Source organism: Occallatibacter gabretensis (assembly GCF_001449115.1).
GTDB lineage: Bacteria > Acidobacteriota > Terriglobia > Terriglobales > Acidobacteriaceae > Telmatobacter > Telmatobacter gabretensis.
Genome location: NZ_LAIJ01000010.1, coordinates 145,954 through 161,312, shown reverse-complemented (window position 1 = coordinate 161,312; position 15,359 = coordinate 145,954). Strand labels below are relative to the sequence as shown.

Below are 15,359 nucleotides of genomic sequence, written 5' to 3'. Positions count from 1 at the left end.
CGGCGCAAGCTGCGCAGTTGACGAAAAATTGACGTTATCGCGAAATGTTGCTTCATGGTCGCCTCTGCCATTAGTTCACCGTGATTTGTACGAGCGCATAGTAGGTGTTAGCCGGAGTGCTGGCATCCATTGCCTGGACCAGGACCTCGTAAGTGCCTGGAGCAAGATTTGTTGCCGGGCTCGAGCTTCCGGTAGAGGTCACCTTATACCCGCCTCCGCAGCCGCTGACGGTGAGCGCGCCCCATCCGAGCAGCACAATCGTCATCATGCGGAAGAGGTTCTTGCGCGCCCGGTTGCGGCCGAACCAGCCGAAGAAGGCAAGCACTGGAACGCCGAGAGCTGCCGCGATGTACGAGCCGCCGGAACGCCCAGCCTTTCCGTTCACCGGGACAAGAGCCGCGGTGGAATCGCCGCAGCTGGTGGTTGCCCCGGCGGTTCCGGTTGCGCCCGTCTGGCATGGCGTGACCGTAACGGTGACGGCCGTGCTTCCCGACGTGATCGGCGTGGATGAGGCCGAGCATGCCACGTATTGTGCATTGTTGTTTTTCGGATCCGGATTCTGTTTCAGCGAAGAATCCGCAGTGAACATGATCTCAGGGCAGCCGACGAGCGTGAGTGAGCCGCCGGTAGACAAGGTGCCGAAGTTGAGCGATACCGTTTGCGGAACGCTTCCGGCGAAGACAAGCTGTGCGGCCGAAATGCTGGCAACGTTGAGTTGCTTGGTAACGGTATAGCTGAGCGCTGGCGCGTTCGGATCAGAAGCTGTGATGGCAATGGTGTACACACCCGTTTGCGCCGTGGAAGACGCGTTAAGCGTGTACGAAACGCTTGCGCCTGGAACGGCTGCGCTGGTAGCAGGCGAGCAGGAAGGATCTGTGACAAGCGAGCCATTCGAGGTCACCGTGCAGGTGTAGTTCAGCGTATCTGTCAGCACGCCGATCCCGGTGGATGCGGTGGATGTGGACATTGCCCCGACAATCTGGCCCGTGAAGTACGGATCATTTGTCGTGTTGTGACCCTGTGTGAGGGAAACGCTGCTCGAAGAAGAAGAGGTGAACCCGAGCGCGAAGTTCTGCACCGGCTCAATCAGTGGGCTTGCGGAGTTGTTGCTCGCAATGAAGTTGGCGTCGCCCGGCGTATACGCGGCGGTGATGGAGTCGGTGTTCAGGTTGCCCGTGTAGGTCTGTGGATAGGTCACGGTGCAGCTGACCGAATACGGGAAGGTAGTACCGGCTGGAATTGTGGCCTTCGGGCAATTTGTTCCACCAATGGCCAGCCCAGAGGTATTGGCGAAGGTCACTGTGCCAGTGGGGGCGATGCCGCCGGCTGGTATCGCAGGACTCGTGCTCACGATAGCCGTGTATGTGATGGTCTGAGTTGCATAGCCGGTGGCGGGAGCGCCCAAAACCTTCACGGAGGTGGTTGCGCCGGTCACAGTTACGGATCCTGACGTGGTGGTGCTGGAGGTCAGGAAGTTGGTGCTGCCGGTTGAATCGGGCGTGTAGGTTGCTGAGATTGAGTATGCGATAGCGGATTCCGGCAGGTCTGCAGATGCCGCTACACAAGAGACAGATCCGCTGCTTATCGTAGCGGTGCAGAGGGTTGTAGCTCCGGACATGAAAGCCACAGTGCCTGTGGGAACGATCGGGCCGCTGAAGTGTGGCTTGATTGAAGCAGTCAGCGTCAGCCCCTGATTGACCTGAATCGAGGCGGGAAGTGTGCCGATCGTCACCGCCGGAGAATCTTTGACAACAGTAATAGGCGTCGGGGCGTTACTGGTAACGAAATTCGCAGGAGATGCGGAATCCGTATAGGTTGCGGTAATAGTGTAAGTTCCAGCCGTAAGACTGCCCGCAGCCGGGGAGCACGATGCCTTTGATTCGCTCCCCACGGTCGCGGTGCAAAGGTTAACGGTCGACGATCCGTTGACATAAGTAAAGCTCACGCTGCCGCCGGAAGGTGACCTGCCGCCTGAGCCGCTGTACACATATGCCGGCGTAACGGAGGCCAATAACGTGTACGTCTGATTGACTTCCGGGGGGGTAAGAGGCGCGAGTGCTAAGAGGGTAGTTGGATCGGCATTGACGGTCTGCGTGATTGGAGTGGAGGTCTGCGCCTTGAAGTTCGAATCCGTCGCTCCAGGAACAAAAGCTGCCGTGACGCTGTGCCCTCCCAGAGACAGTGTGTAAACCGTGCAGGAAGCCGGCGTATAGGGGGAAGTGGTTGCGTTGACCGTCGCGGTGCACAGTACGTTGGCGCCGTCGTAATACACGATCGTATCGCCCAGACCGTTGGGCTTAGCCGTACCGGTCGGAAAGACCAGTGTGGAATCAAACTTAACCGGCTGGTTGATGACGGAGGGATTGACGCTGGCGCTATCGAGAGCCACGGTAATGGAAACCGCGCTTGCGTCAACGGTTACGGCCTGTGCATTTGCGGAGCTGCTGGTGGTGAAGTTCGCGGGGCTTGGATTATAGGTCGCGTTCACCGTGTAGCTGCCGGAGGCTGGAAACGCATAGGAGCATGTTGCGGCTCCAGCGGTAAGCGTTGCACTGGCGCACGGGGTTGTCGTAGTGCCGCCGGAGTTGGTCACCTTGAATGCAACGCTACCCTGCGGCACGGCTGTGCCAACCGCGTTGGAAGTAACGATGGCGGTGAAAGTAGCAGCAGTATTCACGCTTGCGGTGCTGGGCCCGCTCACAGAAGTGGTGGTGCCAGTGGCTCCGGTAGTCACAGTAGTGTTGCCGCCGGAGGCCACGGTGTTGAATTGAGTGTCCCCGTTGTAGGAGGAAGTCACGTGGAATGAGGCTGCGCTGGCAAATCCCGTGCTGTATGTGCAGGTTTTTGCGGGTAGAACAACCGTGCACAAACTCGTAGTGCCCTGCATCACCGCGATGTTTCCGGTTGGCTGCGTCGGCGCGGTAGATCCTGGAATCGTAAATCCGATTGTGAAGACCACGGGCACATTGACGGTGATACTTGTATTAGGCGGTTGCGGGGCAGCAGACAAGGTATAAGCAGGCGTCAGCTTGTTGACTGAAAAGTTCAGCGGCGTACCGGCCGTTGAGCCGTTGAAGTTATTGTCGCCGGAGTATGTGGCGCCAATTGAGACCGACGGAGCGGCCAGAGAGGATGTGGTACAGACAGCCTCAAGAGAGCTTCCGAGCAGCCCCACAGAAGGCGCGGAACTGCCGCTGCATCCTGGAATATTAACGCCATTTGAGGTGAAGCTGACGGTGCCCGTTGGGAAATTTGGATTGCCGGGCGGGCCCATCAGGGCCTTCAGAGTGACTGGCGTATCCACGGTTGGTGTTGTTGTAGCTAGAGCGAGCGTGACCGTGGTGTTGAGTGGAGTAAGCGTGACCGCGGTTGAGGCAGGGGTAGCGACAATGAAATTCCTGTTCGTGTCCGTGTAGCTTGCAGTCACGGTTGCGGGACTCGGACCTTTGAGAGCATTGGATGTGCAGGAAGCAATGAACGGAGCGTTCGTTGAGAGCGCCGCATTGCTGCAGAGCGTCGTGCTTCCCTGGCTAAAGGTCATCGTCCCGGCCGGCTTGATCGGAGTTGCAGGCGATGCAGTGAGCGTGACCCTAAAGTTGGCCTCTGTGTTGATTGTGACTCCGCCAGAGGGTACCGTGGTAAAGGCCAGGGTCGCGGGAGCCGCTGTGACAGTCTGACCAGCGGATAAAGACCCGGAGCTATCGCCGAAAGCCCCATCCGAGTTGAGATAGTTCGCCGTAATGGTGTGCGGCGAACCTGAAATCGTCAAGCTTGCTATCGGTATTGAAGCAGTGCTTGTGGTGCCGCTGCCCACGGTAAGCGACACCGCACTGCCGGAGTTGGCTCCATCCACCACGAATTGCACAGTGCCCGTAGGCGCGCTGGTTGCCCCGCTGGCAGTGTTCGTCACCGTGGCCGTAAAGCTTACGCTCGCATTGACAGTCGAGGGATTGACCGAGGACGCAACCGCAGTGGAAGTGGAAGATTGAGCAATGCCGCTCAGGTCGAATACATGGGTGGCAAACGGCGAGGTGTTGGCGTTGAGATTGTTGTCGACCAGGGTCGCCGTGCCGGTAAGCGGCGAGCCGGCCTCCGTCGGTTTAAAGTCCAGCGCCAGCGCGCAACTGGCTCCCACTGCAATCGGACTGCTAAACACGCCACAGGTGTTGGTCGAATCGAGAACGAAGTTTGCAGCGACTGCAGGATCACTTTCAATCGTGAGGGACGCGTTACCGATGTTAGCCACAGTCACTGTCTGTGCGCTGCTGGCTTCGCCGATGGCAGTGGAAGCAAAGGTAAGGGTCGGCGGATCGGAAACGTCCACCTTCTGAACTGTCTTCGCGAGGGTTCCGGAGCCGTTAGCCACGTAGACGTTGCCGCCGGCGTCCACCGCGACACCCGCGGGAGACCCCAATCCGCTGCCTACCGTGCTCTGCGTGTAAGCGCCGCCACTGCCAGGCGTAAATTCAAGCACGTCCGTGCCGCCAGAGAGAGTTACATAGACGTTGCCGGTAGCATCCACAGCCACGCCATAGGGGCTGCTCAGGCTGCTGGCCACTTCGCTCTGGGTGTAGCCACTGCCGCTGGGCGTGAATATGGATACTTCGCTGTTGCCAGCGTCGGCGACATAGACGTTGCCGACCGCATCCAGTGCTACGCCATTAGGCCCGAAGTTGGTCACGGTGCTGCCGTTTGCCACATCCTTGACATAGGTGTAGCCGCCGCTGCCCGGCATATACACATGCAGTGCGTGGTCGCCGCTTGTGGAAACGTAGAGGTTGCCGCTGACGTCCACAGCCACAAACTGGGGCTCGGAGAGACTGCCGGCCACGGTGCTCTTGGTGTACGTGCTTCCGCTGAGCGCATATTCGAACAAATCACCCGCGCTGTTGTCTGCGACAAAGACGTTGCCGGCTCCATCCACGGCCACGCCGATGGGCTTGGTCAGCCCGGATGCCACAGTTGCCGACAGGACGCCCGCCGCCGTGTATTTGAAGACCTTTCCGGCAGTGGAATCGGCGACATAAATATTGCCGGCCTGATCCGTGGTTGCACCCGCCGGAGCGGTGAACCCGATCAGGAGCGAACTCTGCACGCCGGGCGGGAAGGCAGCCTGCGGCGCAGTTCCCGTACCGTAGACGTAGGCCGTGGCAATCACCGCACCAGAGGTCTTCGTAAGCTCGACTGCGCCCATGCGCACGCCGGGGAAGGCGGGATTAACGGTGACCTTGACTGTGCAACTGCTGGTGCCGCCTGCGCTGTAGCTGGTGGTCGCGTTGCATGTGCCGCCGGCAGCCACTGCAAAGTCTTTTCCTGTAACGCCTCCGGTCAACGCGACAGGCGCGCTGATGTTTGCGGCCGTCGCATTTGTGAAGTTGAAGGTCAGCGTCTGTGCCGTACCTGGGGTGCCTACCGCCGCGGAGCCTAGATTCACGCTCGCGATCTGCTCCTCCACCGCCCGGTTGTTGGTGGTATCCGCGATGTAGACATTGCCATTCGAGTCCGCAGCCAAGGCAAGAGGATTGCCCAGTCCGGTGGTAACCGTGCTCTGCGTATAGTTGCCTGCGGAGAAGGTCTCCTTCACCACGCGATTGTTACCGGAATCTGCGATGTAGATGTTACCGCTCGCGTCGACGGCCACACCTTGAGGAAAATTGAGTGATGTGCCAACCGTCGTGCAATCGCCTGCCGTAGCACAAGCAGGATCTGAGGGCGGCACTATCAGCACGTTGTTGTTTTCGCCATTGGCGATGTAGACATTGCCGCCTGCGTCTACAGCTACGCTGGCTGGAAAGTTCAGTCCAGTGCCAACCGTGCTCTGAGTGTAGCTGCCTGCGGAAAATGTCTCTTTCAGCACCTGGTTGCCAATGAAGTCGGCGACATAGACATTCCCGCTCGCGTCCACGGCTACGGCAATAAAACCATTGCTCGCTGTTCCTGTGACAACCGTGCTCTGCGTGTAGCTGCCTGAAGAGAAGGTCTCCTTCAGCACACGCGTGTTGCCGGTATCCGCGATATAGACGTTGCCGCTTGCGTCCACTGCTACACCCTGAGGGAGGCGCAATCCGGAGCCGATTGTGCTCTGGATATAGCTGCCTGCAGAGTATGTCTCCTTCAGCACCTGGTTATGGTTGGTATCCGCAATGTAGACGTTCCCGCTCGCGTCCACTGCTATGCCTGAGGGATTGTTCAGACTGCTGAACAGCGCTGTCTGCGCGCCGCCAAAGTTTGCCGTCTGCGCCTGCGCGGCTGCTCCACACAGCGTCCATCCCAGTGCGAGCAACAGGGCTACGCATACTGCCGGCCGGGTCGCCACGATTCTCTTCGCGGTTCCGGAAAGCAAGGCTGAGAAGGAAAATACAGCAGACGAAGGTCCACTCGTGCGAGGCAACAGATTGCGGATCATCCTAATTCTCCAAGGTCGCAGTTACGTTATCCAGGGCAGGCAGAGCGGGGCGCAACCGCCGCACTTGGCCTGAATCCGGCTGATCTAATTCGTTCTTAGTTCCGGCAGCCGATCCAAGAAGCCAACGGCCCGTTGAGATGTGTTGTTATTCGCGGACAAAGCAATCAAAGCAAAAAACGGAAACGGACAGCCAGGCGTACTTCGAAAGAAGGAACGCGCTCAGATAGCTGACAGAATTAGAGAGCCGAATTAACCCCAGAATACTTGTGGACGAAATCTAGCGTTGCAGAAAGGGAATGTCAAGCAAAAATTTAGTAAGGAACGACGCTTGCCTACCCGCCGGACAAACGTATTGTCGAGTCTGTCTTGCGGCACGCGGCAGCGGCGAATTTTCGATGCGATTGCCCATTCTGCATCACTATACGGTGCGGACCTTTTGCGCTTGAGTTCCGTTTGTACCCACCTTCGGCCTGCACGAAAAGCATCTTCTCTTGCGCCGGTAAGGCTATGGCTGTATTGTGCATTTCAGAGTCAAAGCGCATCAATTTTGAAGCTGTATTTTTCTTCAGGAAATACCATTCTCATGCAACCCTTCAAGATCGGCGAACGGCAGCATACGGCATTTCGCGAGGATGCGGAACGACGCTATGTAGCCTCTGTTGCCGATTTCCTCAAGAAGAATGTTGCCGAAGCCGCCGAGGATAAGCCGGAAGCCCTGCATGCGTTTGTTGCGGCCATGGTGAAAAGGGCCAAGGGCTACGGCATGGTCACTAAGCCCGATGCGGCTGTTTACGTGACCACCTCCTATCTGCTCGGCGAAAACTTTGAAGACCACTTCGAGGTGGCGCGCGAGGTGCTTGACTCTTCCCTGCCCTCACCAGATAAAGCCGAATGGCTGCAGCAGGCGACTGTCCTCCTTCTCCTCAATACCGGCGAAAGGAAGCAGAACTAGCATGGGCGCCGGCGATTTCCTCAACAATGCGGTGGGAGCAGCGCAGAAGGATGCGCAGGATGGGCTGAAGAACGCCAGCAATGCTATAGCCTCGGGCGAAAAATCTGCCCAGCAGGAAGCGCAGAAAGCAGAGCAGGCAGCCAGTGCCGCCGAAAAGAAGGCACAGCAGGAGGTTGCGCAGGCCCAGCAGCAACTGGCCCAGGCAGAGCAGAAAGCCAAGCAGGAAATTCAACAAGCGCAGCAGCAGGTTCAGCAAGCAGAGCAGAAACTGGCTGCCGCTGAAAAACAAGCCCAGCAGTTGGAAAAGTCGGCTGAGAACGCGGCGGAGCAGCAGGCGCAGAAAGAACTCCAACAGGCACAGCAGCAGGTGGCCAATGCGGAGAAGCAGGCGCAGCAGGCTGTGGCCGATGCCCAGAAAAAACTGGCTGACGAAGAGGCCAAGGCTGAACAGGCAGCGCAGCTTACGCAGCAGCTGGAATCAAAAGTTCAGCAGACCGTCCAGCAGGTGAAGAATGAGGATCAGGCGCTGCAGCAGCAAGCGCAGGCAATCCAGGGAACGCAGCCGAGCACAAAGAGCCTGATGCAGCAGGTCTCCGACACCGCAAAAAGCGGCGTACCCCAGGCCGCTGCAACCGCCGGGGCGACCTTTGCCAAGCTGCAGCAGACATTTCCCTCTCCCGATCCTGTCGATGCCACTGAAGTCCCCTGCAAAAACAAGTCCGTATATTCCACACCCATCACTGGACAACAGACCCAACAGGGTGCGCCCTCCACCATGCAGCAGATCAACGAACTGAAGGCCCAGTTTCCAAAAGAGGTCGACAGTAAGAGCACCTTCACGCCGAATGGCGTAAGCGAGCCGGACGCGATGAAATTCCTCGTGACTCCCGACGGCCAAAACTATCTCAAACAGCTGAAAGCTGCCTCTCCGCGAGGTGCGAACGAAACGCCAACCGATTACGTCAAGAAGATCATTGGGCGTGCGCTTCAGCAGGTTATGTCCGGCTCGCAACTGCCCAAAGCTCTGCCAAATATTGGCCAACCGCTATTGAAAATTGTGCCGAAGGGACAGGCAGTCAAGTCCTATACTCCATATTTTGTGACAGCGGCGGATCTGAAAAACGCCTTCGATTCCGGTCAGCCCCTGGGTGACCTGCTTGGCCTGCCGCTCGCCAGCCAGGCAGAGGAATACGATATCCACCAGGTCAACCCCAAAGATCCGGCGAATCCGCCCACCGTGTATCAAAGCGCGGTCGCTTCGACTACTGAACTCTGGGGCAAATTCACCACGTCTGGCGGCGCAACGCAAACCCTGGTACCCAATCCGGGGGCGTGGACCGAGCCTAAAAATGTCGCAGCAATACCTGGCGTCAAGCCAGGGAAAAAATGAGGATGACATGAATCAGGAATTGCTCCATCAAAGCGCGGCACGTCTCAAAGAGCTTCTCCTTCACTATGCCTCGGAAAACGAGGACGCCCAGGAGCTGCTCAAGGTTCTATTCGTGTATATCCAGCGTGCGCTCGACGGCAAAATTCTTGAGCCTGTTGCATGGAACCAGATTCTGGGAGGTCGTATGTTCGAGGAAGGGTCCCTGCGTGACTTGCCTGATCTTGAAGCGGCCTACTGGAGCTTCAAGATCGAGATCACGGGCGGCGAATCGGAGGAACTTCGGGAACTCCGTTTGAGAATGCTGGCGGAGGAGGAACAGAAATGATATCGAGCACAAAGGATCGACGTAATCCCACTTACAGGAGGTACTAAACGATGCCACCAGCAGCGCGAGTCACCGACATGCACGTTTGTCCCATGGTTACCGTATTGGTCCCGCACGTCGGCGGTCCGATTCTGCCGCCGGGCGCACCCACCGTGCTCATTGGTTTTCTGCCGGCGGCGCGGATGAGCGACATGCTCACGTGCGTAGGACCGCCGGATGTAATCATCATGGGTTCGCCAACAGTCTTCATTAATTTTTTGATGGCCGCGCGCATGGGCGATCCGACTGCGCACGGCGGGGTCATTGTGTTGGGCGAACCGACGGTGATGATTGGCGAGGCCGGCGGAGGAGGAGCTGGCGCCGGCGGAGCAGCCGGCGCGGCCATGACAGCAGCGGCTAAGAGCGGAAGTCCATTTTGCGAAATTTGCAGTTAGTAATGACACAAGGAGGAGAGAGATTTGGAGTACGTGCTCGAAATCAGACCGGCGCTAGGTGATCCTCAGATCATCTCTCTGCCGCAGTCGGGCACCATCACGGTGGGCCGGCAGTCGCCCGCCGATCTGGTCGTCAATGACCAGTTCATGTCTCGCGCGCATTTTCAGCTCCAATGCAACGGGCCGCTGATCATGCTCTTCGATCCCGGCAGCAGCAATGGCACCTTTATCAATGGCGTGCGCTCTCGTAATGTTCCACTGCGGCCAAGCGACACGATCTTCGCCGGACGAACCGCCTTCCGTTTTGCCCTGGCCGTCAACGGCAAGCCAATGCTGGAGCATCTGCCGCCTTCGCCGGGCGAGATGCTGCCGTGGCAGCAGCAGATTCTCAGCGTGATTGGATCCACCTGCAACTATGCGGTTCTGGACGGAGCTATCAGCCCGGCCATTCTGGACCTGCTGAATCAGTCCGGCGCATACTACCAGTCGCTCTATGAAGGCGAGCAGAGCGCCGACATCGCCAGGTACGGACCGTATGTGGCACAGCTGCAGCCCGAGCGGCCTTTCCTGCCATATCTAGTCAAAGCGGCCTGGGGCATGTTCTGGGGCGTCTTCCTCGGCTCGGATCAATCCTTCGAGGAGACCAGAAGGCATCTGCGGCGCTTTTTGATCGTGGACAACAACTCAGGCAGCAAGTCGATCTTCCGCTTCTATGATCCACGCGTGCTGCGCGTCTTTATCCCGAGCTGTGAGTCCGCGCAGAGGAAAGATTTCTTCGGTCCCGTTCGCTGCTACTTTGCAGAAACTGAGCCCGCGCCGGGGCTGACGGCTTTCACTCCGGAAGGCCAGCAGAAGGTATCGCTGGAATAGGCTTCCAGTCCGCGCTCTGAAACTCATGGCGCAAGCGGGCACACTCTCGATGCACGCCGCTAGCTCCCCTGCTTCAACGCGCCACCAACAGTTCCGTCGTCAGCGGTGTCTGGATCTTTAGGTGTCTTAGGATCAGTAGGAGCTGTCGGAGGCGTCAGCGGGCCGGCCATGCCTGGAATAGCCATTCCACCACTGTTGATGAGAACCATTGTTCCGGAGATCATGATGCCGGCTTCCGAGATAGTGATAAATCCGCCGGGACCGCTGAGCGTAATTCCGTCAGCCGCCTGAATCACAAGAGTTGCGCCGGACGACGTGTACACTGCGCCGGTGACACTCATCGAATAGCTCCCGCCGACCTGCACCCCGTTGCTGCCGCCGATATTGTGCGAACTGTTGCCGCCAACCTTCTCGTTGAGATTGCCGCCAATACTCTGCGAGTTATCTCCGCCGGTCTTGAACATCTGATTGCCGCTAATATTGACCGATTCATTTCCACCGACCTTTTCGGTTCGGTTGGAGCCAATCGTAATGTCCTCGTTGCTGGCAACATTTTCGACGCGATTGCCCTTTACATTGATGTTCTGGTCCTGGCCAATCTGTTCGAGCTGATTGCCGGTCACAATCAGCGAGTCCTTGCCGCCGATAAATACTCGCTGATCGTTCTCAATGCGATGATCCAGATCTTTCTCCGCGTTGAGAAAAATCTGCTCGGAGCCGGTTTTATCCTCAAAGCGCAGTTCATTGGCATTGGCCGCGCTGCCGCCCTTGCTGCTGCGCGTTACCCAGCCGGAGCGCGTGCTCATGTCCGGTAGTGCGTACTTCGGCGCGTTCGTCCCGTTGTACAACGAGCCGACGACGACCGGGTTATCAGGATCGCCATTGAGGAACTCGACAATCACTTCATCGCCAACGCGCGGCCAGAAGTACGCACCCCAGCCATTACCGGCCCACTGCTGCGCCACGCGCACCCAGGTGTTGTCCGGAGTGTTGTCCTTGCGCACCTTGTCCCAGAAAAACTGAACGTTGACGCGGCCCATCTTGTCGAGGTGAATCTCTTCTCCCGACGAGACAACCACCTTTGCCGTTTGAGGACCATAGATCTTCGGCTTCTCAAAAGTCTGCGAGGGTTTGTAAGTGACGCCGGACTGCACGGCCATAAAGCGGTTGCTGTATTCACTTCCGGAGCTTGCCTTGGCGCGATACGACGGAAGCTGATCAACCGAGTGAGTTGCCCCAACTATCAGATACGCTCCGTCCAGGCTTGGGTGATCTGACAGCGTGAACGTGTACCCGGGCAGCATCGTTCGGAGAGTCCCATTGCCGCGATACGTCTGAAAGACTGACTCGGAGGCCTGGAATCGCGCCTGAAGAAAAGCCTTTTCAAGAGCGATCGAGTCCTCCGGGTTGGCCATGGTTTGGAGTTCCTTCAGGTATCCCTCCTGGCCTGCGGGATAGAGATACACCTCGTAGGAATTCTTTCCGTATGTGCTCGCGCTCTTGGTAGGGCCTGCGTCCAGACGCTTGTATTGCGAGTAGTTGTAATCGGACGTGGAGTGCGAACCGGAAACCATGGAGGCTTCCATAATGAACTCCGTCACACGCGATCCATAGGACCCTTCGGATCCTGACTTGCTTGCCTCGAACATTACCGTGGAAACGACGGGGCAGTCCTGATAAGCGCTTGTATCGTCGCCAAGAATGATTTTGTTGTCGCTATCGGAATGTTCGAACCAGTAGTTGATGCCGTGCTGCTGCAGCAGCCGGGAGACGAAATGGAAATCGGATTCCGAATACTGCGTGCAGTACTCCAGCTTGAGGTATGTGCCCTTTGTCTTATCTGAAACCGACAAACCGTAGTCGGTGAAGACGTTTTTCACGATATCGAGAACGGTCATGTTCTGGAAGACGCGGCAGGTGGAAGACAGCGTAAGCTCCCACATGGACGGCATGATGGTCGCGTAGTACTCGTTGAATTCCCCGTCTCCCGCGCCCTGCTCGAAGGAAGTGACAATCCCGTTGATCCACCGCGTGCCCGTATCATCCGTCAGCGCAATGGCAACAGTGACATTGGTCCCGACAATGTCCTTGGGATCAATCGACGTATCTGCATCCGCCAGCAGATCCACGCGAAACTCGAAGAGATTCGAAATGCCTTCCGAGCCCGTGAGTCCTTCAATGACCAGTACGTCTTTGCCCAGCGGGCTCGTAAACTGCATCAACCGATCGTCTTGTGTCGCCATTCCGTTCCGCCCTTACGCGTGGAGAATCCGCGCTCGTCTCATACCCGGTCTCAGGCCCCAACATCACACTTCGACGAGCTCGGAATCCCATGCATACGTTAATTCGCCCCCGGCAACCGAAACCTGTACGCGGTTGGCCGATGTGCCTTCCGCAAGCCGCCCGAGAATCTGGCGAGAGAGATCCGGAAGCATGGTGTTGGACAGTATGTTATCCACATTTCGTGCGCCGCTCTCTACTTCCGTGCAACGCGCGGCCACTTCGTTCAGCAGCGCATCGTCGTAGTCGAGCGTGATCCTGTGCGTTTCCTTCAGCCGCTTCTGAATCTTGCCCAGCTTGAGCCGAATGATCTGCTTCAGCGCCTCGTCGCGCACCGGATAGTACGGAATAATCATGAGCCGGCCCAGGAACGCGGGCTTGAAGACCTTATCCAGCTCCGGCTTCATAGCTTTGGCCAGCGCCACAGGATCCGGCGACGTCTCCGGGTCAGCCGTAAGCTTCGCGAGCAAATCTGTCGCCGCGTTGCTGGTGAGCATAATAATCGTGTTGCGGAAGTCGATCTCGCGGCCTTCGCCATCTTCCATGCGTCCTTTGTCAAAGACCTGGAAGAAAAGCTCCAGCACATCGGGATGCGCCTTCTCGACCTCATCGAGCAGCACCACGGAATAAGGCCGCCGCCGCACAGCTTCGGTCAGCACGCCGCCTTCGCCGTAGCCCACATACCCCGGAGGCGAACCCTTCAGCGTGGAAACGGTATGCGCCTCCTGGAACTCCGACATATTAATGGTGATCATGTTCCGCTCGCCGCCGTAGAGAATATCCGCAAGCGCAATCGCGGTTTCTGTCTTGCCCACGCCGCTGGGTCCAACCAGCAGGAAGACGCCGACCGGCTTCACCGGATCGTCCATGTTGGCGCGCGAGGTGAGAATACGCCGGGCGATGGCCGCAAGCGCATGATCCTGGCCGATAACGCGTTTCTTCAGATGCTCGTCCAGCGTCAGCACCGTATCGATCTCGTTCTTCACCATCTTGCCCAGCGGAATGCCCGTCCAGGCCGAGATGACTTCGCCGACAATCTGCGAATCCACGGAGACACGCATCATGCCCTTCTCACCCTGAAGCTCAGAAAGCTCAGTTTCCAGCTTGCTCAGTTCCGCCTGCGTTGCAGGGTCAGCCGGAGCGGTATGGTCGGCCGTTTCCAGCTTCTCTTTCAGCCCGCGGATGCCGCCAATCAGTTCCTTTTCCTTCTCCCACTGCACATTCAGCGCGGCTTTCTCCGCTGTAGCGGTCTCAACCTCAGCGGCAATCTCAACCAGCTTCTCGGCGTGGTTCGCGCCCACCTTGGTCTCGCGCTCTAGCACACGCTTCTGAACTTCGAGCGCATCAATCTTCCGCTGCAGGTCTTCGATACGCGGCGGAGTCGTGTTCTGGCCCAACGAAAGCCGCGCGCACGCTGTGTCGAGCACACTCACTGCCTTGTCCGGAAGCTGCCGTCCGGCAATATAACGATGCGACAACTTCACCGTGGAACTAACAGCCTCATCCAGAATCCGCAGGCCGTGATGCTTCTCCAGCGCCTGCACAATGCCGCGCAGCATGATCGTCGCAACAGCCTCTGATGGCTCTTCCACCTTCACCACCTGGAAGCGCCGCGCAAGTGCGGGATCCTTCTCGAAGTATTTTTTGTACTCGGACCACGTCGTCGCCGCAATCGTACGCAGCTCGCCGCGAGCCAACGCCGGCTTCAGCAAGTTGGCAGCGTCATTTTGCCCGGCCTGACCACCCGCGCCAATCATCGTATGCGCCTCGTCGATGAAGAGAATGATCTTCGTGGTCGAAGACTTAACCTCGTTGATAAGCCCCTTGAGGCGATTCTCAAACTCGCCCTTCACTCCGGCTCCAGCCTGCAGCAGCGCCAGGTCGAGCGTGTGAATATGCACGCCCTGCAGCGCTGGCGGAACATCTCCCAGCGCCACGCGGTTCGCCAGTCCTTCCACCACCGCCGTCTTGCCCACGCCGGCCTCGCCGGTGAGGATGGGGTTGTTCTGACGGCGGCGCATCAGGATATCGATCATCTGACGAATCTCTGAATCGCGGCCCAGCACAGGATCGATCTTGCCTGCCTTCGCATTGGCCGTCAGGTTCACCGTGTACTGATCGAGATGCGGCGTCTTACCGCCGGAAGCACCAGCGCCAGCTGGTGCTTCGCCTGCTTCCTGCGTCGCGCCTGTGGCCAGCGCCACCTGGCTCTCGCGTGAGGCATGCACAATGTCGTAGAAGTTGGCCCGCAGCACCTCCGGCGAAACCTTCGCCAGCTCCTTGCTGGTTTCCTTCACCAGCCGAGACAGCTCCGGATTATCCAGCAGCGCCAGCAGTGTAAAGCCGGTGCGGATGTTGCCCGCATTGAAGTCGAGACTGGCCACGGACCAGGCTTCGGTGAGCATCTTCACAAGGTAGGGGCTGAAGGCTGGCGACCGCGCGTTGCCCGTCTTGAAGTTATCGAGCGCGCGCTCCAGCTCAGCCGTCAGGCGCGAGCGGTTCACCTCAAAGTGTTTCAGTATCGAGGCTACGTCGTTATCGGTCGCATCCAGCACCTTGGTAAGGTAGTGCTCGATTTCAATGTCGTAATGCGTGCGCCCCACGCACAACCCCGCGGAAGCCTCAAAAGCCTTGCGAGTCGCATCGTTCAACTTGCTGATCAGTGTCTTCAGATTGGTGCTCATGCCCGTATCTCCCCGTTG

At 58.1% G+C, this 15,359-nt stretch carries 8 protein-coding genes; 5 read left to right on the top strand and 3 right to left on the bottom strand.

Going from position 1 to position 15,359, the window contains the following annotated elements; all coding sequences use genetic code 11:
• Positions 1–70 precede the first annotated feature (70 nt).
• Positions 71–6,316, bottom strand: coding sequence for an NHL repeat-containing protein (locus VO84_RS16965; protein ID WP_197414090.1), 6,246 nt, complete (start codon positions 6,314–6,316; stop codon positions 71–73).
• A gap of 673 nt (positions 6,317–6,989) precedes the next feature.
• Between VO84_RS16965 and VO84_RS16955 the strand changes: the two genes are divergently transcribed.
• The 5 genes from VO84_RS16955 to VO84_RS16935 are packed head-to-tail and all read left to right on the top strand — an operon-like array spanning position 6,990 to position 10,377.
• Positions 6,990–7,358, top strand: a complete 369-nt coding sequence (locus tag VO84_RS16955) for a hypothetical protein (protein WP_157439967.1) — start codon at positions 6,990–6,992, stop codon at positions 7,356–7,358.
• A 1-nt stretch (position 7,359) separates the two neighbouring features.
• The gene (locus VO84_RS16950) at positions 7,360–8,748 is read left to right on the top strand and encodes a hypothetical protein (protein WP_058188936.1); all 1,389 of its coding nucleotides are present in this window, start codon (positions 7,360–7,362) and stop codon (positions 8,746–8,748) included.
• A 7-nt stretch (positions 8,749–8,755) separates the two neighbouring features.
• A complete protein-coding gene (locus VO84_RS16945) occupies positions 8,756–9,073 on the top strand; it encodes a hypothetical protein (protein ID WP_058188935.1) in 318 nt (105 codons plus the stop codon).
• 50 nt (positions 9,074–9,123) lie between these two features.
• Positions 9,124–9,507, top strand: coding sequence for a PAAR domain-containing protein (locus VO84_RS16940; protein WP_082662110.1), 384 nt, complete (start codon positions 9,124–9,126; stop codon positions 9,505–9,507).
• 33 nt (positions 9,508–9,540) lie between these two features.
• On the top strand, positions 9,541–10,377 hold the full coding sequence (locus VO84_RS16935; protein WP_197414089.1) for a DUF4123 domain-containing protein: 837 nt from the start codon (positions 9,541–9,543) through the stop codon (positions 10,375–10,377).
• Between the two features lie 59 nt (positions 10,378–10,436).
• Here VO84_RS16935 and VO84_RS16930 read toward each other — a convergent pair whose 3' ends face one another.
• Together VO84_RS16930 and tssH are read right to left on the bottom strand one after the other, a co-directional pair.
• Positions 10,437–12,620 carry a type VI secretion system Vgr family protein gene (locus VO84_RS16930; protein WP_058188933.1) on the bottom strand — a complete coding sequence of 728 codons (2,184 nt, stop codon included), beginning with the start codon at positions 12,618–12,620 and terminating at the stop codon, positions 10,437–10,439.
• Positions 12,621–12,683: 63 nt separating this feature from the next.
• A complete protein-coding gene (gene tssH, locus VO84_RS16925; RefSeq protein ID WP_058188932.1) occupies positions 12,684–15,341 on the bottom strand; it encodes a type VI secretion system ATPase TssH in 2,658 nt (885 codons plus the stop codon).
• Positions 15,342–15,359 lie beyond the last annotated feature (18 nt).

Coding starts and splice junctions, on each gene's coding strand:
- VO84_RS16950 (WP_058188936.1), top strand. CDS start 7,360: ATGGGCGCCGGCGATTTCCTCAACAATGCGGTGGGAGCAGCGCAGAAG.
- VO84_RS16945 (WP_058188935.1), top strand. CDS start 8,756: ATGAATCAGGAATTGCTCCATCAAAGCGCGGCACGTCTCAAAGAGCTT.
- tssH (WP_058188932.1), bottom strand. CDS start 15,341: ATGAGCACCAATCTGAAGACACTGATCAGCAAGTTGAACGATGCGACT.
- VO84_RS16930 (WP_058188933.1), bottom strand. CDS start 12,620: ATGGCGACACAAGACGATCGGTTGATGCAGTTTACGAGCCCGCTGGGC.
- VO84_RS16940 (WP_082662110.1), top strand. CDS start 9,124: ATGCCACCAGCAGCGCGAGTCACCGACATGCACGTTTGTCCCATGGTT.
- VO84_RS16955 (WP_157439967.1), top strand. CDS start 6,990: ATGCAACCCTTCAAGATCGGCGAACGGCAGCATACGGCATTTCGCGAG.